This is a genomic window from Actinomadura sp. RB99, from assembly GCF_014706005.1.
In the GTDB taxonomy this organism is placed as follows: domain Bacteria; phylum Actinomycetota; class Actinomycetes; order Streptosporangiales; family Streptosporangiaceae; genus Spirillospora.
The window spans coordinates 67,701-86,580 of sequence record NZ_JABMCA010000018.1 but is presented as its reverse complement, the minus strand read 5'-3'; the positions used below and the strand labels follow the sequence as shown (position 1 = coordinate 86,580).

The 18,880-nt window shown below is 74.7% G+C and carries 19 protein-coding genes; 8 read left to right on the top strand and 11 right to left on the bottom strand.

What is annotated here, in order from left to right; genetic code table 11:
• The first annotated feature begins 132 nt into the window (after window positions 1-132).
• Window positions 133-1,965, top strand: coding sequence for an AMP-binding protein (locus tag amrb99_RS18665; RefSeq protein WP_190857440.1), 1,833 nt, complete (start codon window positions 133-135; stop codon window positions 1,963-1,965).
• 89 nt (window positions 1,966-2,054) lie between these two features.
• Here the strand turns inward: amrb99_RS18665 and amrb99_RS18660 are convergent, their stop codons facing one another.
• The 6 genes from amrb99_RS18660 to amrb99_RS18635 all read right to left on the bottom strand — a co-directional run bounded on the left by amrb99_RS18660 (window position 2,055) and on the right by amrb99_RS18635 (window position 7,234).
• Window positions 2,055-3,269 (bottom strand): ATP-binding protein, encoded by a 1,215-nt coding sequence (locus amrb99_RS18660; RefSeq protein ID WP_241755668.1) that lies wholly within the window; start codon window positions 3,267-3,269, stop codon window positions 2,055-2,057.
• Window positions 3,266-3,928 (bottom strand): response regulator transcription factor, encoded by a 663-nt coding sequence (locus tag amrb99_RS18655; protein WP_190857438.1) that lies wholly within the window; start codon window positions 3,926-3,928, stop codon window positions 3,266-3,268. The genes amrb99_RS18660 and amrb99_RS18655 overlap by 4 nt, the downstream gene beginning before the upstream one ends.
• A gap of 60 nt (window positions 3,929-3,988) precedes the next feature.
• Window positions 3,989-4,774: an SAM-dependent methyltransferase gene (locus amrb99_RS18650; protein ID WP_190857436.1), complete on the bottom strand. Its 786-nt coding sequence runs from the start codon at window positions 4,772-4,774 to the stop codon at window positions 3,989-3,991.
• A 100-nt stretch (window positions 4,775-4,874) separates the two neighbouring features.
• The gene (locus tag amrb99_RS18645; RefSeq protein ID WP_190857434.1) at window positions 4,875-5,489 is read right to left on the bottom strand and encodes a TMEM175 family protein; all 615 of its coding nucleotides are present in this window, start codon (window positions 5,487-5,489) and stop codon (window positions 4,875-4,877) included.
• A 14-nt stretch (window positions 5,490-5,503) separates the two neighbouring features.
• Window positions 5,504-6,373 carry a hypothetical protein gene (locus amrb99_RS18640; RefSeq protein ID WP_190857432.1) on the bottom strand — a complete coding sequence of 290 codons (870 nt, stop codon included), beginning with the start codon at window positions 6,371-6,373 and terminating at the stop codon, window positions 5,504-5,506.
• A gap of 93 nt (window positions 6,374-6,466) precedes the next feature.
• A complete protein-coding gene (locus amrb99_RS18635; protein ID WP_190857430.1) occupies window positions 6,467-7,234 on the bottom strand; it encodes an alpha/beta hydrolase in 768 nt (255 codons plus the stop codon).
• 203 nt (window positions 7,235-7,437) lie between these two features.
• Between amrb99_RS18635 and amrb99_RS18630 the strand changes: the two genes are divergently transcribed.
• From amrb99_RS18630 to amrb99_RS18605, 6 genes are all read left to right on the top strand, one after another.
• Window positions 7,438-8,568, top strand: coding sequence for a serine hydrolase domain-containing protein (locus amrb99_RS18630; protein WP_190857428.1), 1,131 nt, complete (start codon window positions 7,438-7,440; stop codon window positions 8,566-8,568).
• Between the two features lie 171 nt (window positions 8,569-8,739).
• On the top strand, window positions 8,740-9,249 hold the full coding sequence (locus tag amrb99_RS18625) for a hypothetical protein (RefSeq protein ID WP_190857426.1): 510 nt from the start codon (window positions 8,740-8,742) through the stop codon (window positions 9,247-9,249).
• A complete protein-coding gene (locus amrb99_RS51190) occupies window positions 9,246-10,292 on the top strand; it encodes a peptidoglycan-binding protein (protein ID WP_347256736.1) in 1,047 nt (348 codons plus the stop codon). The genes amrb99_RS18625 and amrb99_RS51190 overlap by 4 nt, the downstream gene beginning before the upstream one ends.
• Entirely contained in the window at window positions 10,289-10,999 is a 711-nt protein-coding gene (locus amrb99_RS18615; protein ID WP_190857424.1) for an ABC transporter ATP-binding protein, read from the top strand. Before amrb99_RS51190 ends, amrb99_RS18615 begins: the two co-directional genes overlap by 4 nt.
• Window positions 10,996-12,186, top strand: coding sequence for an ABC transporter permease (locus amrb99_RS18610; protein ID WP_190857422.1), 1,191 nt, complete (start codon window positions 10,996-10,998; stop codon window positions 12,184-12,186). The genes amrb99_RS18615 and amrb99_RS18610 overlap by 4 nt, the downstream gene beginning before the upstream one ends.
• Window positions 12,187-12,284: 98 nt before the next feature.
• Window positions 12,285-12,647, top strand: coding sequence for a hypothetical protein (locus amrb99_RS18605; protein ID WP_190857421.1), 363 nt, complete (start codon window positions 12,285-12,287; stop codon window positions 12,645-12,647).
• Window positions 12,648-12,722: 75 nt separating this feature from the next.
• Here the strand turns inward: amrb99_RS18605 and efeU are convergent, their stop codons facing one another.
• The 4 genes from efeU to amrb99_RS18585 form a co-directional block, all read right to left on the bottom strand.
• Complete coding sequence (gene efeU, locus amrb99_RS18600; protein WP_190857419.1) at window positions 12,723-13,592, bottom strand: iron uptake transporter permease EfeU; 870 nt, start codon at window positions 13,590-13,592, stop codon at window positions 12,723-12,725.
• Between the two features lie 172 nt (window positions 13,593-13,764).
• On the bottom strand, window positions 13,765-14,967 hold the full coding sequence (locus amrb99_RS18595; RefSeq protein ID WP_190857580.1) for an HRDC domain-containing protein: 1,203 nt from the start codon (window positions 14,965-14,967) through the stop codon (window positions 13,765-13,767).
• A 502-nt stretch (window positions 14,968-15,469) separates the two neighbouring features.
• Window positions 15,470-16,036 (bottom strand): DUF3000 domain-containing protein, encoded by a 567-nt coding sequence (locus amrb99_RS18590; protein WP_190857417.1) that lies wholly within the window; start codon window positions 16,034-16,036, stop codon window positions 15,470-15,472.
• 133 nt (window positions 16,037-16,169) lie between these two features.
• Window positions 16,170-16,439 (bottom strand): hypothetical protein, encoded by a 270-nt coding sequence (locus tag amrb99_RS18585; RefSeq protein WP_190857415.1) that lies wholly within the window; start codon window positions 16,437-16,439, stop codon window positions 16,170-16,172.
• Window positions 16,440-16,679: 240 nt separating this feature from the next.
• Between amrb99_RS18585 and hemE the strand changes: the two genes are divergently transcribed.
• The gene (gene hemE / locus amrb99_RS18580) at window positions 16,680-17,690 is read left to right on the top strand and encodes a uroporphyrinogen decarboxylase (RefSeq protein ID WP_194736967.1); all 1,011 of its coding nucleotides are present in this window, start codon (window positions 16,680-16,682) and stop codon (window positions 17,688-17,690) included.
• A gap of 79 nt (window positions 17,691-17,769) precedes the next feature.
• Here the strand turns inward: hemE and amrb99_RS18575 are convergent, their stop codons facing one another.
• Entirely contained in the window at window positions 17,770-18,837 is a 1,068-nt protein-coding gene (locus amrb99_RS18575) for a DUF4349 domain-containing protein (protein ID WP_190857412.1), read from the bottom strand.
• Window positions 18,838-18,880: the final 43 nt, after the last annotated feature.

Sequence of the window (18,880 nt, the reverse complement as noted above, 5' to 3'; positions counted from 1 at the left end):
GAGTGCCCGCACCCGCGATGCTACTCGCAGGTAACCACAAAGGCTACTCGTCAGTAACCACTGACCGGGCGGCGCCCTTGTTCGGCCCGGGACTCGTGGGTAACGTGGCTCGAAATCACCGGAGGAGGCGCGGTGACGCACGCGAGGCCCGTATACCGGCCGGGACTGCGCCGGCGGATCGGGCACGTCCGCGACCTCGCCGCCCTCCTGCTGCGCACGGGACTGCTGCTGTCCGGCGGCCCCGGCCGCGTCGGCCGCCAGCTCGGCGCGCTGCGCCGCTGGGGCACCTCCCTCGCCGGCGTCCTCACCGCCGCCGCCGCGCACTCGCCGTCCCGCCCGGCCCTGATCGACGACGCGGGCGTGCTGTCCTTCGGCGAGCTGGACGACCGCGCCACCCGCCTCGCCCTCGGGCTGCCGCTGCACGGCCCCCGCCCGCGCGTCGGCGTGCTGTGCCGCAACCACCGCGGCATGGTCGAGACGCTCGTCGCGTGCAGCAGGCGCGGCGCCGAGGTCGTGCTGCTCAACACCGGCTTCGGAGCGGGCCAGATCCGCGCCGTGCTCGGCGAGCTGCGCCCCGCGCTGATCGTCGCCGACGCCGAGTTCGCGCCGCTGCTGGCCGAGGTGCCGATCGCGCTGCGCCGCACCGTGCTGTGGGCCGACCGCCGCCCCGGCCCGCGCGGCGGCTTCTCCGGCGATCCGCACGGGCCGGGGACGCCGCTGGCCGCGCCCGTCGCCGCGCCGCCCGCCGCCCCGTCCGCCGCCGCCCCGTCCCGGCCCGATCCCGCCGAGACCGGGCCGAGCATCGACGAGGTGATCGCCTCGGTGCCCGCGCCGGAGACCGCGCCGGCCCCGCCGCAGATCCAGAGCCGGACGATCATGCTCAGCTCCGGCACCACCGGCCGTCCCAAGGGCGCCCGCCGCCCGCCCCGCCCCGGGTTGTGGCCGCTGGCCTCGATGACCTCCCGGATCCCGCTGCGCACCCGGCAGACCATGATCATCGAGGCGCCGCTGTTCCACACCTGGGGCTACGCCGCGCTGCAGATGGCGTGGGCGCTGCGCGCCCCGATCGTCCTGCACCGCAGGTTCGACCCCGAGCGGACGCTGCGCTCGATCGCCTCCCACCGCGACACCGTCGTGTTCGCCGTCCCCGTCATGCTCCAGCGCATCCTGGAGCTGGCGCCGCAGCGGCGCGAGCTGTACGACACCTCGTCCCTGCGGATCGTCGCGCTCAGCGGCGCCGCCCTGCCCGGCGACCTCGCCACCCGGTTCATGGACGCGTTCGGCGACCGGCTCTACAACGTCTACGGCTCCACCGAGGCGTCCTGGGTGTCCATCGCCACCCCGCGCGACCTGCGGATCGACCCGCGCACCGCGGGCCGGCCGCCGCGCAACACCTCGCTCGTCATCGTCGGCGCCGACGGCCGCCGCGCCGGCCGCTCCACCATCGGGGAGATCTTCGCCGCGAACGAGCTGCTCTTCGAGGGGTACACCGGCGGCGAGCCGATGCAGGTCCGCGACGGGCTGCTCGCCACCGGCGACCTCGGCCACATCGACCACCGCGGCCTGCTGTTCGTGGATGGCCGCGCCGACGGCATGGTCGTCTCCGGCGGCGAGAACGTCGTGCCGCGCGACGTCGAGGACGCGATCCTGCGGCTCCCCGAGGTCCACGAGGCCGCCGTGATCGGCGTCCCGGACGACGACTGGGGCCAGCGCCTCGCCGCCTTCATCGTGCTGCGGCCCGGCGCCCGGCTCAACGCCGAGGCCGTCCGCGCGTACGTGCACGCGCAGGTCGCGCGGTACGCGGTGCCGCGCGACGTCCACTTCATCCCCGAACTGCCCCGCAACGCCACCGGCAAGGTCGTGCACCGCTGGCTCACCGCGGGCGACGACCAGCCCCGTCCCGAGGGCCGCGTCGACTGGCCGCAGCCGCCGCCCTGGCCGCTGCCCGCCGAGCACGCCGGCTGACCCGCCCCGGGGCCCGGGCGCTCACACGCGTGCGTGTCTCCTGCGTGGGCGCCTCTCCCGCGTGGGCGCCTCTCCCGCGCCGCCGCGTCTCAGGTGGGGGCCAAGGCGTCCCGCGCGACCGCGGGCAGCCGGACCGTGATCGACAGCCCGCCGCCGCGCCGCGGGACCGTCTCGATCGTCCCGCCGTGCGCGCCCACCACCGCCCGCACGATCGACAGGCCCAGCCCCGCGCCGTCCGCCGACCCCACCCGGTCCGCCCGCAGCCGCCGGAACGGCTCGTAGATCCGCGCCGCCTCGTACGCCGGGACGGGCCGCCCCGTGTTCACCACCTGCAGGAACGCCTCCCCGTCCCGGACCCCGGTGCGCACCCACACCCGGCCGTCCCGCACGTTGTACTTCACCGCGTTCTCCAGCAGGTTCATCGCGCACCGCTCCAGCAGCACCGGGTCGCCCGCCACCTCCGCCGGCGCCAGCCGCGCCTCCACCTCCACCTCGCCGGTGCGCCCGTCCAGGTCGCCGAGCGCGCCGCGCACCACGTCCGGCAGCGGCGTCGGCGTCCGCGTCGCCGGCTCCCGCTCCGACCGGGCGAGCAGCAGCAGCCCCTCGATCAGCCGCTCGTGCCGTTCGGTGTTGCCGAGCAGCACGTCCGCGAGCGCCTTGGTCTCCGGCGGGTTCTTCCGGCTGGCGAGGGCCACCTCCAGCACCGTCCGGTTGATCGTCAGCGGCGTGCGCAGCTCGTGCGAGGCGTTCGCGACGAACCGGCGCTGCGCGTCGAACGCCCGGTGCAGCCGGTCCAGCATCCGGTCGAACGTGTCGGCCAGGTCCTTGATCTCGTCCTGCGGGCCGTCCAGCGCGATCCGCTCGTGCAGGGTGCTCTCCGACAGCCGCCGCGCCGTCGCCGTCACCTTGTTCAGCGGGCGCAGCATCCGCCCCGCCACCAGGTACCCGATCACCACCGCCAGGACGCCGAGCGCCACCATCGTCAGCAGCGAGGTCTGCAGCAGCCGCTCCAGCACGTCGTGCTTCTGCTGCGCGAGCTGCCGGTCGGCGTCCGCCTTCAGCGCCAGCACCTGGCCGAAGTCCTTCTTCGACACGAGGATCCGCAGCTTCGCGGCGACCCGCGGGTCCACGGCGGTCCGCTCCGGAAGCCGCTGGTCCAGCGTCCGCGCCGTCAGCACGTACATCACCGCGACCAGCACCGCCGACGTCACCAGGAACAGCGACCCGTACACCAGCGTCAGCCGCGTCCGGACGCTCAGCCGCGGCGTCCGCACCCTCCCACGCACCCTCCCGCGCACGCTCATCGCGCCTCCAGCCGGTACCCCGACCCGGTGACCGTCTCGATCACCGCGGGCTCGCCCAGCTTGCGGCGCAGCGTCGCCATCGTCACCCGGACGATGTTGCTGAACGGGTCGATGTTCTCGTCCCACGCCCGCTCCAGCAGGCGTTCGGCGCTCACCACCCCGCCCTCGGCGCGCAGCAGCTCCTCCAGCACCGCGAACTCCTTGTTCGTCAGCCGCAGCTCCCGGCCGTCCCGCGCCACCCGGCGGCGGTGCGGGTCGAGCCGGATCCCGCGGCGCTCCAGCACCGGCGGCACCGGCGCCCCCGTCCGCCGCGCCAGCGCGCGCACCCGCGCCACCAGCTCGCCGAACACGAACGGCTTCGGCAGGTAGTCGTCGGCCCCGAGCGACAGCCCGTCCACCCGGTCCTCGACGTCCCCGGCCGCCGTCAGCATGAGGATCCGCGCCGGGCCGCGCCGCTCCGCGAGCTCGCGGCACACCTCGTCGCCGTGCACGGTCGGCAGGTCCCGGTCGAGCACGACGACGTCGTACTCGGTGGAGAACGTCCGCTCCAGCGCGTCGTCCCCGTCGTACACGACGTCGACCGCCATGGCCTCCTCACGGAGGCCCTCGGCGATCGTGTCCGCGAGCACCCGCTCGTCCTCCACGATCAGCACACGCATGCGCCGAGCATGGCCCAACGGGGGTTAAACGCCGATAAGGGCGGCGTGGTACCGCGCGGGTCAGGGCTTGCGCGCGACGCCCCCGGCGCAGGCCACCTCGGGAAGCTCCCCGTCCGGGTCGGGGCGCCACCGCGTCACGGGCACGACGCCGGGCGGCAGCACGTCCAGGCCGTCGAGGTAGCGGGCGATCTGCTCGCGGCTGCGCGGCGTGTACGGGACGGCGCCGCTCCCGGAGTTGAACGCCTCGATGGCCGCCAGGTACGCCGGATCGTCGTCGGTGCCGTCGTAGACCGCCAGGTAGCTGCCCGACGTCAGCGGCGCCATCAGCCGCCGGACGACGTCGCGGGCCTGGTCGTAGTCCTCGACGAGCCCGAGGATGCCCATCAGCATCAGCGCGACCGGCTCCCCGAGGTCCAGCGTCCGCGCGGCCTGCGCCAGGATCGGCTCGGGATCGCGCACGTCGGCCTCGATGTAGTCGGTGGCGCCCTCGGGGCTGCTGGTCAGCAGCGCCCTGGCGTGCACGAGCACCAGCGGGTCGTTGTCGACGTACACGACGCGGGCCTCCGGCGCGACCCGCTGCGCGACCTCGTGGGTGTTGTCCATGGTCGGCAGGCCCGTGCCGATGTCGAGGAACTGCCGGACCCCCGCCTCGGAGGCCAGGAAGCGCACCACCCGCGTCAGCATCTGCCGGGACCGGCGGGCCATGTCGACCATCCCGGGGAAGGACCGGAAGACCTGCTCGCCCGCCCGGCGGTCGACGGGGAAGTTGTCCGTGCCGCCCAGCAGGAAGTTCCAGATCCGCGCCGAATGCGGCACGGTCGTGTCGATCTCGGGCCGTTGGTCCATGCCAGCTCCTCGGTCTCCGGAGGCGGTGCCGACCCCCGGGAACCTTCCCCGGACCGCGCCCGGATACCCGTCGTACCCCGCCGATACGGCCGTCCGGGGGCTAGAGCCCCACGAACCGCCAGCCCCTGCTCACCAGCGGCTCCAGGACGAGCAGCAGCAGGCCCCAGTAGGAGACCTGGGGGAACACGACCCCCACGGCCAGGGCGACGATCAGCAGCAGCACGGTGGAGAGGCCGCCGCGCATCGCCGCGGCCGTCGGCGGGTCGTCCTCCGACGCCACCCCGGCCGTCCGGTAGGCGATCACGGTGATCAGGGTCTGGCACACCGCCGCGGCGAGGACGTTGCCGATGTAGAACCCGATGGTGAAGCGGTCGTGCGCGGAGTAGGAGGCGACCATCTCGGTGGTGAACGGCAGCACGACGATGGCCAGCACCCACCCCGCGTTCCACAGCATCAGGGCGCGCGTGTAGCCGCGGATGTGCTCGAACGTCCGGTGGTGCACCAGCCACAGTCGGATGATCACCACGAAGCTGAGCAGGAAGCTGTAGATCTGCGCCTTGTGCTCGGTGATCACCTCGCTGGACGCCCCGTGCCCGCGCACCGTCTCCGGCACCACGTCGACCAGCGGCAGGACCAGCAGCGTGACGGCGATGGCCACGACCGCGTCGGTGAAGAGGACCAGCCGATCGGGGTCCCGGGAGATCGCTCGCGACATGAGGCGTGATGCTACTAGCGGCGCCAGCAGGTGTAGGAGACGGTGGCGGTGCCGCCGGGCGAGAAGCCGACCGACCCTCCGCCGCCCCCGCCCATGTAGCAGAGCACCGTCGGCCGCACCACCACGGTCACCGTCGTCGAACGGCCCGCCTTGAGCGTCCCCGCACCGGACGCGCTGATCCGCCCGCCCCGCGACCGCACCGACGCCACCGCCCAGTGGACCGTCCCGCCCACCGCCGTCAGCCGCACCGGGCACGACCTCGGCAGCCCGGCGACACCGAGGCCGTGGCAGCCGCCGTCGCTCACCGCCAGCCGCCCTGCCCCGCCCCCGACTCCGCCGCCCGGCTCGTGCTTCGCCGGCCTCGTCTTCCCGGCGGGCTCGTCCTTCTTCCCGCCTTTCTCCTTCACATCCTTCTTCTCCTGCTCGTCCTTCTGCGCGGGCGAGACCGTCACCGGCGGCGCGCTCGGCTCCGGCGTCGCCGCCGCCACCGTCGGCGCCCGCCGGGGCGCCGCGTCCCCGCCGCCCGTCTCGAACGCCGCGACCACCCCGGCCGCCAGCACCGCCGCGGCCGCCGCCCCGATCACCGCGATCCGCCGGCGCCCCCGTTCGGGCCTGCGGCACTCGTCGCGGACCACCTCGTACAGCCAGTCCCGGAACGTTCCCGCGTCGGGAACGTCCGCCCCCTCGGCCCGCCGCAGCGCGAGCAGCGCCGCCCGCACGGCCGCCACCGCCCGCCCGTGGTCGCCGAGCAGCCCCTCCGCGTACTCGACGAGCTCGGGCCCGTACACGTTGTAGACGTGGCCGACAGCCCCGGGCCGCTGCCTCCGGAGCCCCTCGACCAGCCGGAAGTCCTCGTTCAGCGGCGGCGCGGCATTGCTGGGCACGAACGGATTATGGCCGACCGCGCACGCTCGGTTATGTGCCTCACCGCACAGCGTCACCCCGCCGTTTATCACCGAACCAACAACCCGCCCGTCTCACCCGGATTCCGTGTCCACGGTGGTCAGGAACGCGGTGATCTCGTTCGCGAGGACATCGGGCCTTTCGAGACCGCACAGGTGGCCGAGGTCGCTCAGCAGGACCGCGCGGCCGCCCGGGATGCGCCGTACGTCGTCGAGCTGCGCGGCCTGGTCGACGACGACGTCCTTGCCGCCGATGATGGAGCAGGCCGGCACGCGCAGCCCCGGCAGTTCGTCGGCCTGGCTCGTCAGGGCGCCTCCGGCGAGCCAGCCGTGCCACATCGGCTCGGTGACGGTCAGCATGCCGTCCACCAGACTCGACGTCTTCGACGCGTCCACGGAGATCGCCGCGACTCCCTGGGCGAGGGCTTCGGTGTCGCCGTACGCGGCATCGAAGGCGGCGATCACCTGGTCGTCGGCGGTCGTCCCCGCGGCGTTCCACGGCACGATGCCGACCAGTGCACGCACCTCGTCCGGGTGGTCGAGCGCCATGCGCAGCGCGATCGCACCGCCGAGGGAACAGCCGGCCAGGAAGTGCGCGCCGACGCCGGCGTCCTTGATCGCGTCGTGCAGGGTCGCGGCCAGCGCGGGCAGCCTCCCGTCCGCCGGCGCGCCGGTGGACCGGCCGTGTCCGGGCAGGTCGAAGACCAGGACGCGGAATCCGCTCAGGTGCCGCGCGATCCCGGCCATCAGTCCGGCCGTGGCGCCGAACCCCGGCAACAGGACGAGTGTCGCCGGCCCCTGGCCGTGTTCTTCCCAGTACATGCCTGAACCGGTCTGCGGCATCGCGTTCCCCTCGGCTCGGTGAGATCCCGTCGGTCACAGGTCACTGTCGCCGCAGGCGGGGGCCGGTGGCTTGTACGAATGTCCGCCGTTCCCGGATCGCTCGGCACGCGCGGCGTCGGCCACGGGTGTGGACATTTCTCCAAGACGGCCGGCCGTGCGGTTGCGATGGTGGCGGCCATGCCTGGTCTTGAAGGAGAACGCTCATGTGGATGAAGCGCTGTGCCGCCCCGGTCATCGCCGCGCTGATCGGGGTCGCCGCCTCGTCGCCGGCGCACGCCACGACCGACCCGTCCCGCGATGCCCGCTTGCGGACGGAGATCCAGGAACTCGTCGACGTCGACGGTGTGCCCGGCGTGGCCGCGGTCACGAGCCGCGACGGACGGCCGGTGCGGCGGATGGCCGCGGGCCTCGCGGACGTCTCCGCGAACCGGGCGATGCGCCCCGGCGACCGGTTCCGGATCGCTTCGATCACCAAGACCTTCGTGGCCGCGGTGGTGCTGCAACTGGTCGCGGAGCACCGGCTCGCCCTCGACCAGCCGATCGCGGGGCTCCTGCCCGAACCGGTCCCGCACGCCGACCTGATCACCGTGCGGGACCTGCTCGACCACGCCAGCGGACTCTTCGACTACTCGGCCGATCCCCGCTTCGACCCCGGCGCCGCGTACACGCCCGCGCAGCTCATCGCTCTGGGCGCGGGGCACCCGCCCTACTTCATGCCGGGGACCGGCTTCTACTACTCCAGCACCAACTACATCGTCCTCGGCGAGATCGTCCGCCGGGTCACCGGTCACACGATCCAGGACGAGGTGCGGACGCGCCTGATCCGCGCCCTCCACCTGACCGGCACAACGTTCCCCACCGCGACCACGGTCGCACCCCGCCAGGCACGCGGCTACGTCTTCGCCGCTCCGCTGCCGCCCCGTTCCGGCCCCGCACTCGACGCGACCACCCGGACGAGCGCCGGCGCGGCCGGGGCGGCGGCCGCGATGGTGTCGACGGGCGACGACGTCGACCGGTTCCTCGGCGCGCTGCTCGGCGGGCGGCTCGTCCCGCGGCACCTGCTCGCGGAGATGGAGCGGCCCACGCCGGGAGCCGATGCGTTCTTCACCGCCGCCGGTATGCCCGGCGTCGGCTACGGCCTCGGCCTGACGATCACCTCGACGCCGTGCGGAACCGCCTACGGCTCTCTCGGAGACATCGACGGATACACCTCCAGCGTGATGCAACTCGGCCATAGCCGCGTCGCGCTTCTCCTGAACACCAACTCCCTACAGCCCTCGCTGCGCCGGCAAACGCTCTCCATCGCCGAACAGGAACTCTGCCGCGCCGACTAGCCGCGCCACCCGGGGCACGCGCCGGGACCGCCAGCGGCTGAGAAGCCCTCCAAGGCGGGTGCGGACACCCACCCGCACCCGCCTCCCATCACACACCGCCTAATGCACGTTTAACGCGGGGGTGGGTTTGGTGGGGGCCGCTGGGCCGGGTGGTCCGGCGGAGAGGGAGGCATGAGGATTCGGGTGATCGTGGTGGCCGGGGCCGTTCTGGCCGGGGCGGTGGCGTGCGGGGGCGGGGGTGACGGCGGGGACGGGGTCGCGAGCGCCGGGGGCGCGGCGGTGAAGGCGTCCGCGTCGCCGAGCCGGTCGCTGAGCCCGGAGGACGCGCAACTGAAGTTCGCGCAGTGCATGCGGCAGAACGGGGTGGACGTCCCGGACCCGGGAAGCGGGCACGCGGAGACGATGCGGATCGGGAAGGGCGCCGACCGGGAGAAACTGCAGGCCGCGATGAAGAAGTGCCAATCGTGGCTGCAGGCGGGCGGGAAGCTGCCCGATCTGAAGGACCCGAAGGTGCGCGACCAGTACGTGAAGTTCGCGCAGTGCATGCGGGAGCACGGGGTCGACATGAAGGACCCGGATCCCGACGGGACGATCCGGATCCCGACGGGGAAGGCCGACCCGGGGACCGTGAACAAGGCGCGGGAGGCGTGCAAGGCCCTCGTGCCGGGAGCGGGGAAGTGAGGCGCGCCGTGGCGGCGGGCGGGGCCGCGGCCGTCGTGGTGGCGGCCGGCGGGGGAGCGCTCGCCTGGACGTCCGGCGACGGGAAGGGCGCCGAACCCCCGGCGGCGCGGCTCGGCACGGCGGCCGTGACCAGGGGCGACCTCGTCGACACCGAGAAAGTGGACGGGAAGCTCACCTACGGCGACGAGCGCGAGGTATGGGCGGGGGCGTCCGGGGTCGTGACGTGGGCGCCGGAGCAGGGCGCGACGGTCCGGAGGGGCGGGACGCTGCTGCGGGTCGCGGGCGACCCGGTCACGCTGATGTACGGGGGCGTGCCGATGTACCGGGTCCTCAAGGAGGGCGACTCGGGCAAGGACGTCCGGGAGCTGGAGGAGAACCTGCGGGCCCTCGGGTACGGCGGGATGACCGTGGACGACGACTTCACCGGCGCGACCGAGGCCGCGGTGGAGGAGTGGCAGGACGACCGGGGCCTCGACCGGACCGGGACGGTCTCGCCGGGGCAGGTGGTGTTCCTCGCGGGCGCCGTGAAGGTGAAGGAGGTGAAGGCGCCGGAGGGGAAGCGGGCCGTGCAGGGGCAGCCGGTGCTGACGGTCGCCGGGACGCGGCGGGTCGTGCACATCGACCTGGACGCCGACAAGCAGGACATGGCGCGCGTGGGGGAGAAGGTGCGGGTCGAGCTGCCCGGCGGGAGGACGGTGGACGGGACGGTCGCGAAGGTCGGGAGCGTCGCCGAGACGACCGGCTCGGGGCAGGACCAGAAGACCACCGTGGGCGTCGACGTGTCGCTGGGCGGCGAGGGGACGGGCCGGCTCGACGAGGCGCCGGTCGGCGTCGAGCTGGAGAGCGAGCGGCGGAAGGACGTGCTGTCGGTGCCGGTGGAGGCGCTGCTGGCGCTCAAGGAGGGCGGCTTCGGGCTGGAGGTCGTGGACGGGGCGCGGCGGCGGCTCGTCCCGGTGCGGACGGGGGCGTTCGGCGGGGGGCGCGTCGAGGTGGAGGGCGACGGCGTCCGCGAGGGCGTCCGGGTGGGGGTGCCGGCCGAATGAGGCTCGGAGACGGTGCGGCCGGCGACGCCATCGTGGAGCTGGCCGGCGTGACGAAGGAGTACGGGAGCGTCGCGGCGCTGCGCGGCGTGGACCTGGTGATCGGGACGGGGGAGCTGGTGGCGATCGTCGGGCCGTCCGGGTCGGGGAAGTCGACGCTGCTGCACATGATCGGGACGCTGGACCGGCCGACGGCGGGCCGGGTGAGGGTCGCGGGCCACGACGTGGCGCGGCTGAGCGACCGGGAGCTGTCGGCGCTTCGGGCGCGGCACATCGGGTTCGTGTTCCAGCAGTTCCATCTCGCGCCGGGCGTCAGCGCCCTCGACAACGTGGCCGACGGGCTGCTCTACAGCGGCGCGGGCCTGAAGGAGCGGCGCAAGCGCGCGCGGGAGGCGCTGGAGCGGGTGGGGCTCGGCGAACGGACCGGGCACCGGCCGCACCAGCTGTCGGGCGGCGAGCAGCAGCGGGTCGCGGTGGCGCGCGCGGTGGCGGGCGGTCCGGACCTGCTGCTGGCCGACGAGCCGACCGGCAACCTCGACACGGCGGCCGGGTCCGGGGTGCTGGCGCTGCTGGACGAGCTGAACCGGGCCGGCACCACCGTCGCGATCATCACGCATGACCCGGACGTCGCGGCCCGCGCGCCGCGGCGGGTCCGGGTCCGGGACGGGCTGGTCGTCGAGGACGAGCGGGCGGGGGCGAGGAGCCGATGAGCGGGCTCGCCCCGGCGCGGCTCGGGCCGCGGGACGTCGTGCGGGCCGGGCTCGCGGGGCTGCGGACGCGTCCGGCGCGGGCGGTGCTGTCGGCGCTCGGCATCGCGATCGGGATCGCGACGATGGTCGCGGTCATCGGGATCTCGTCGTCGAGCAAGGAGGACCTGCTGCGGCGGCTGGACCGGCTCGGCACGAACCTGCTGACGGCGAAGCCGGGCAGCACCCTGTTCGGCGACCAGGCGGAGCTGCCGGAGACCGCGCCGGAGATGGTGCGGCGGATCGGCCCGGTCACCGGGGTCGGCGCGACCGGGTCGGTGGACGCGACGGTGCGCCGCACCGACCGCATCCCGGTGGAGGTCACGCAGGGCATCGCGGTGCAGGCGGCCTCGCCGGACCTGCTCGCGACGCTCGGCGCCGGCACCGCGAGCGGCCGGTGGCTGAACGCGGCGACCGAGCGGTATCCCGGCATGGTGCTCGGTTCGGAGGCGGCGCGGCGGCTCGGCGTGGACGCGGCGGGCGGCCGGGTGTTCGCCGGGGGCCGCTGGTTCACCGTGCTGGGCGTGCTGCGGCCCGCGGAGCTGGCGCCGGAGATCGACCGGTCCGCGCTCGTCGGGTGGGACGCGGCGGAACGCTACCTCGGCTTCGACGGGCACCCGACGACGATCTACGAGCGGTCCACCGACGCGTCGGTGGACGGCGTCCGCGACGTCCTGGCCCGCACCGTGAACCCGGAGCACCCCGAGGAGGTCGAGGTCGCGCGGCCGTCGGACGCGCTGCGGGCGAAGGCGGAGGCGGCGGGCGCGTTCACCGGGCTGCTGCTCGGGCTCGGCGCGGTGGCGCTGCTGGTCGGCGGCGTCGGCGTCGCGAACACGATGGTGGTGTCGGTGCTGGAGCGGCGCCGCGAGATCGGGCTGCGCCGCTCGCTCGGCGCCACCCGCGGCCAGGTGCGGACGCAGTTCCTCGCCGAGTCGCTGCTGCTGTCGGCGTCCGGCGGGGTGGCGGGCGTGCTCCTCGGCGCCGCGGTGACCGCCGGGTTCGCGGCGGCGAAGGGCTGGCCGCCGGTCCTGCCGGGGTGGGCGCCCGCCGGCGCGCTCGGCGCGACGCTGCTCATCGGCACGGTCGCGGGCCTGTACCCGGCGGTGCGGGCGGCGCGGCTGTCGCCGACGGTGGCGCTGGCCGCGGTGTGACGGGTCTCCGATCCGGATCCGGCTCTGGCCCGGATTCGGCGAACCGGTGCATGATGGGGACGCCGACGACGTCCTCCCCGGGAGGTGCCCGCACAGCCATGCCCGTGCCACGTCCGCTGCGCGAGCGTTGCCGCGAGTTCCTCGGTACCGACGGCCAGATCCGCTACATCTTCCCCGCGAGGTCCTACGGCGGCGGAGCGGGGTTCATCTTCGTCGTCACCGACGACCAGGTCGCCGTGATCTCCACCGGTCCGCTGGGGCGCAGCACGCCGAAGAGCATCTGGGGCGCCTACCCGCGCGGCACCCGGATCGGCCCGGTGGAGACCGGCGCGGGCGCGTCCTTCGAGTTCGGCGGCGCCGCGTTCGAGGTGGACGACGAGTACGTCCCGGTCGTCAACGCCGCCGACAGCGAGGTCTTCGCCCGCGACACCCTGCCCCGCGACCCGCTGCCGGACCTCTAGCCGGGGCCGGCCCGGCCGGCGCCGGCTGGAGGTCCGGCGCCGGCCGGGCCGACGGCCGTCACGGGTTCGGGCCGGTCAGGAGCTCGGGGCGGGCTCGACGGCCTTCTTCGGGGCGGGGGTCGGCCGGCTCGGGCCGGTCTTGCGCAGGAACAGCGCCATCACCGGCACCAGGTACGCCGCCCACATGACCAGCTGAAGCCAGGTGATCTGCGGGGTGACGTTCAGCACGCCCTGCAGGACGGTCTGCAGCCAGTCGCCGGGGGTGCCGAGCTTGTCGAAGAACACGTGCGGTTCGAGCGCGACCGCGTTCAGGCCGGGCAGCACGTCGGCCTCCTGCAGGTCGTGGAAGCCGTAGCCGAACACGCCCGCCGCGACGACGATCAGCGCGCCGCCCGTCCAGGTGAAGAACCGGCCCAGGTTGATCTTGAGGCCGCCGCGGTAGAGCAGGTAGCCGAGCACGATCGCGACGACCAGGCCGAGGGCCGCGCCGATGATCGGCTGGGTGGAGCCGCCGGACGAGCTCTGGATGTTCGTCCAGAGGAACAGCACGGTCTCGATGCCCTCGCGGCCGACCGACAGCAGCGCGACGGCGGCGAGCGCGAGCGGCCCGACGTTCAGCGCCCCTTCGAGCCTGCCCTCCAGCTCCGACTTCATGAACCGGGCGGTCTTGCGCATCCAGAAGACCATCCAGGTGACCAGGCACACCGCGACGATCGACAGCACGCCGCCGAACAGCTCCTGGGTCTTGAACTGCATCTCCGAGGACGCCGCGGTGAGCGCGATGCCGAACCCGACGGCGAGCGCGACCGCGATCGCGATGCCCGTCCAGACGGGAACGAGGGCCCGGCGGTTGCCGGTCTTCACCAGATAGGCGATGAGGATGCTGACGACCAGGGCGGCCTCCAGCCCCTCCCGCATACCGATGAGGAAGTTGCCCAGGAGCATCGCTGACCTCCTCCAGAGACACGAGTGGTTTAGGCAAAGCTAACCTAAGCCAGTGTGTGCCTCCGCGGCGCCCCCCGCAAGACCCGATCGCGTCACCTCATCCGACGAGACGTGCCTCACATGCGGATGAGGGCACCGCCCGCGCGGTGAACCCGGCCGCGATCCGCCCGGATCACGGCGCGGGGAAGTCGAGCCGGAGGAACGCGCGCGCGATCGGCTGCGCCGTCAGCTCGACCTGCCAGCGGCGCGCGCCCAGCCCGCGCAGCGCGGCGCCGATCGCCGACGCCGACGGCTCCTCCGGCGGCGACCACGCGAGCCGCCGGACGAAGTCGGGCTGGATCAGGTTCTCCGACGGCATCGAGTGCTCGTCGGCGAGCGCGGCGACGACGGCGCGGGCGGCGGTCAGCCGCTTGGCGGCCTCGGGGTCGCGGTCGGCCCAGCGGTGCGCGGGCGGCGGCCCGTCGCCGGGCAGGTTCGCCTCGGGCAGCTGCCGGTCGGGCACCGCGCGGGCCCGCGACACCGCGCGCAGCCACGCCGACTGGTGCCGGCGGGCGCCGCGCCCCCGCATGGTGGGCAGCGACTGAAGCTCGGCGGGGGTCTTCGGCGGGTTCAGCGCCAGCTCGACGATCGCCGCGTCCTGCAGCACCCGGCCGGGGGACAGGTCCCGCTCGCGCGCGATCTTGTCGCGGGCCTCCCACACCTCGCGGACGGTCGCCAGCGCGCGCCGGTTGCGCACGCGGTGGATGCCGGAGGTGCGGCGCCACGGGTCGGGGCGCGGCGGCTTCGGCGGCGTGGTCAGGATCGCCTCGAACTCCTCCAGCGCCCACTCCAGCTTCCCGGCGTCGCGCAGCTCGGCCTCCAGCGCGTCGCGCAGCTCCACCAGCAGCTCGACGTCCAGCGCCGCGTAGCGCAGCCAGTCCTCGGGGAGGGGGCGGGTGGACCAGTCGGCGGCGGAGTGGCCCTTCTCCAGGAGGAAGCCCAGCACGTTCTCGACCATGGAGCCGAGGCCGACGCGCGGGTAGCCGAGCAGCCGCCCCGCGAGCTCGGTGTCGAACAGCCGCTTCGGGACGAGGCCGACCTCCGCCAGGCACGGCAGGTCCTGGTTGGCGGCGTGCAGCACCATCTCGGTGTCGGCGAGCGCCGCGTTCAGGCCGGTGAGGTCGGGGCAGGCGATCGGGTCGATCAGCGCGGTGCCGGCGCCCGCGCGGCGCAGCTGGATCAGGTAGGCGCGCTGCCCGTACCGGTAGCCGGACGCCCGCTCGGCGTCGACGGCGACCGGGCCGGTGCCCGCGGCGAACGCGGCGATGACGCGTTCCAGCTCGGCGGCGTCGACCACGACCGGGGGGACGCCCTCGCGCGGCTCCAGCAGCAGCACGGCCGGGGGCCGCTCGTCGCCGGCCGCGTCCTCGGCCGCCTGCTCACCGGCGGCCTTCTCACCGGCGGCCTTCTCACCGGCGCCGTTGCCCGCCGCGGTGGCCACGCCGGCCGCCGTGGCGCCGGCCGCGCCGCCGCCGGGCACCGTCGCGCCGGGCGCGGGACCCGGCGGTACCGCGCCGGGCGTGTCGCCCGTGCCGGTCTGCTCCTCCGCCGTGCCGGGCTCCGCGGGCACCGCCTTGCCCGCCTTCTTCGCGCCCGCCGGCCGTGCGGCGGGCTCCTCGCCACCGGAGTCCCGGTCGGGACCGGTGGCACGCGTTTCGGACACTCCCACTTTTCCCGTGTTCTCCCCCGCCGCCTCGGTTCCGGACGCTGTGCTCACGTCCCCTACCGTACGTCGCTCTCAGGACCTCCCGAGGAGGGACGACCCCCGGTCGCGCCGGCCGGTGCCGCCGGGGCCGGTGCCTCCGCGGAAGGGACGCTCCGCGGCCGGCCCCGCGGGCTCAGGGGCCCGCGCCGCCGGGCCGGTCCGGGAGCGCGGAGACGCCCGCCGGGGGCAGGCCCGCGGTGGTGCACATCACCTCGCACCAGGCCGCGACGTGCCCGGCCAGGTCGTCGCCGGTCGGGGACCAGGAGGCGCGCAGCTCCAGCTCGGTCGTGGACGGCTCGTCGCGCTTGTCGCCGAAGCTCTCCGACACCGCGCGGGTGATCGTCCCGGAGACGCCCGCGTAGCCGGCCGGCTCGAGCGCCTCGAGCAGCCAGTCCCAGGCGACGGAGCCGATCAGCTCGTCGGCGGCGATGTCGGGTTCGAGGTCGGCGCGGATGTAGGCGACGATCCGGAAGCCGTTCGTCCAGCCCTTGGCGCCGTCGGGGTCGTAGAGGACGATCAGCCGGCCCATCGCGACCTCGGTGTCGTCGTCGCGGTAGACCGACCCGGACAGGGCCGCGGCGTACGGGGCCAGGCTCTGCGGGGCGGGCATGTCCTCCAGGTCGAGCTCGGGCCGCGGGCCCGGCCCGTCGAGGATCTCGCGCAGGGTGTCGAGGGCCCGCTGGAAGGCGGGAGGGTTCATGGGCGGACCGGCCTGGGTGCGGGGGCGGGACTCGTGTCGGTGGTGCCGGGACGGGACGCCGCCGCGCGCGACCGGAGGGTACGGAGGGGATGCAGGCACAGCACAGTGGGTTTCGTCTCGGGGGCCGCGGCGTTCAGGCCACGGCCCGCGCGGATGCGGCCGGCGAGGAGCCGGCGCGTCTGGGGCCCGTCCCGCCGGGGGACGCCTGGACCGCCGGGCCCGCGGGGGACGCGGCGGGCCGGCCGGGAGGCGCGTGCGCGGGGTCGGGGGACGTCAGCGGCGGGTCGACCAGGACGGCCGCTCCGCAGTCGACGCAGACCCGCTCGGGGCACTCCGCGCCGTGCCCGTCGGGACACGGCGGCTGCTCGAACTCACGCTCATCACCGCAGGTGGAGCAGTGCAAGGGGGAACCTCCCTCGGCTATGACACGCATCACGTTCGCACGCGCCGGTGACAGAATGCGGGACTTCGCTCGGCGTGTCCGGAACTTCGTGGCTCACCGCCGCCGCCTCGTCGTCACCCCGGTGCGCCGGGAACGCGCTCTCGTGGGACCATTCACAACGTGACCGCTGACGCCGCCCGCCCCAACGACGCCGCCGCGAACCCGCCCGCCGATCCGGGTCCGCTCGCGGAGAGCCCGTTCCTGCTCGCGTGCCGCCGCCGTCCCGTGCCGCGCACCCCGGTGTGGTTCATGCGCCAGGCGGGCCGCGCGCTGCCAGAGTATCTGCGGCTCCGCGAGGGCGTGCCGATGCTGGAGTCGTGCGCCCGCCCGGACATGATCGTGGAGATCACGTTGCAGCCGGTGCGGCGGTACGGCGTGGACGCGGCGATCTTCTTCAGCGACATCGTGGTGCCGCTGAAGGCGATCGGGATCGACCTCGACATCAAGCCCGGCGTCGGCCCGGTGATCGCCGACCCGATCCGGGACGCGGCGGGCCTGGACGCGCTGCGCCCGCTGGAGCCCGATGACGTGCCCTACGTCACCGAGGCCGTCGGGGGGCTGGTCGGGGAGCTCGGGGCCACGCCGCTGATCGGCTTCGCGGGCGGCCCGTTCACGCTGGCGTCCTACCTGATCGAGGGCGGGCCGTCGAAGAACCAGGAGCGCACCAAGGCCATGATGTACGGCGAGCCCGAGCTGTGGGACCGGCTCATGGGCAGGCTCGCCGACCTCACGATCGCGTTCCTGAAGGTGCAGATCGCCGCGGGCGCGAGCGCGATCCAGGTGTTCGACTCCTGGGTCGGCTCGGTCGCGCCGGAGGACTACCGCGTCTCGGTGCTGCCGCACACCAGCCGGATCTTCGCCGAGATCGAGCCGCTCGGCGTCCCGCGCATCCACTTCGGCGTCGGCACCGGCGAGCTGCTCGGGCTGATGGGCGAGGCCGGCGCGGACGTGGTCGGGGTCGACTGGCGCGTCCCGCTGGACGAGGCGGTCCGCCGCGTCGAGCCGGGCAAGGCGCTGCAGGGCAACCTCGACCCGGCGGTGCTGTTCGCGCCGTGGGAGACGGTCGAGCGGCGCGCGCTGGACGTGCTGGCCCGGGGCCGGACGGCCGAGGGCCACGTCTTCAACCTCGGCCACGGCGTGCTGCCGTCGACGGACCCCGACGTGCTGACCCGCCTCGTCGACCTGGTCCACGAGGCGGGCTCCGAGCACTGACCCGCGCCCCCGCCTTTGATTCGGCGGGCGGCGCCTCTCATTCGGCGGGCGGCGCCTCTCATTCGGCGGGCGGCGCCTCTCATTCGGCGGGCGGCGTCTCCGGCCGGACCGGCTCGCCGGCGGGGTCATCCGGGCCGCTGGCGCCGCTCGCGCCGCCGGTCCCGACCGCGACGGGCCGCTCCTCGCGGCCTCCGCCGGTGTCCGGTTCCGCCGGCCCGCGGCTCCGGCGCCGGTTCCGGTAGGCCACGATCGGCGCGACGATGATCGCGGCGGCTACCAGGAACGGCAGCAGCCAGCCGAACACGACGGCGACGCCGCCGAGGAATCCGGTGAACGCGTGCCAGCCGTCGCCGAGCGCGCCGACGAACCCGCCTCGGTCGCCGTGGTGCCGCGCGGGCGTCGCCGCCGCCTCCAGCGTGACGGTGACCGTCGCGTACTGCGTGCTCTGGCTCAGTGCCTTCTGGCGGGCCTGCAGCGACTCCAGGTCGGCCTCGCGCGAGGCGATCTCCTGCTCGACGTCGATGATCTCGCCGACCGTCGTGGCCTTGTCGAGCAGCTTGCGGAACGACGCCAGCGCGGCCTTCGCGGACCGCACCCGGCTGTCGACGTCGGCGACCTCGCCGGTCACGTCGTCGGCCTGCTGGGACACCGACAGCTTGGTGCCGAGCCGCCGGGACAGCTGGTCCAGCACGCCGGCGTACCGGTCGGACGGGATCTTCAGCGTGATCGTCGAGCCGGGCGGGTCGCTCGACCCGGACTCGTGCTCGACGTACCCGCCCGCCGCGCTCACCAGCTGCTTGGCCCTGGTCGCGGACGCGTCCACGTCCTTGGCCCGGATCCGCATCGTCGCGGTGTAGACGACGGCGCGGCCCGCCGGCGGCAGCGGCTGCGGCTGCGCCGCCGCGCCCCCGCGCGCGCCGGACCCGGACGTGCCGGACCCGGACGTGCCGGACGCCCCCTTTCGCTGGGCTTCGACACCGCCCGGCGTGGCCGCCGGGGCGGGGACGCCGCGCGCCGCGCTCCGCTCCGACGAATCGGACGACGGTCCGCTGCCGCCGCACGCCGCGAGCGTCCCGCCCAGCACCCCGGCCAGCAGAAGGACGATCAGCGCGTACGGGACCTGCCTGACGCTCCTGACGTTCAGCATGAGGTTTGGACGGAGTGGTGCAGATCACCGTTCCGGCGGCCGC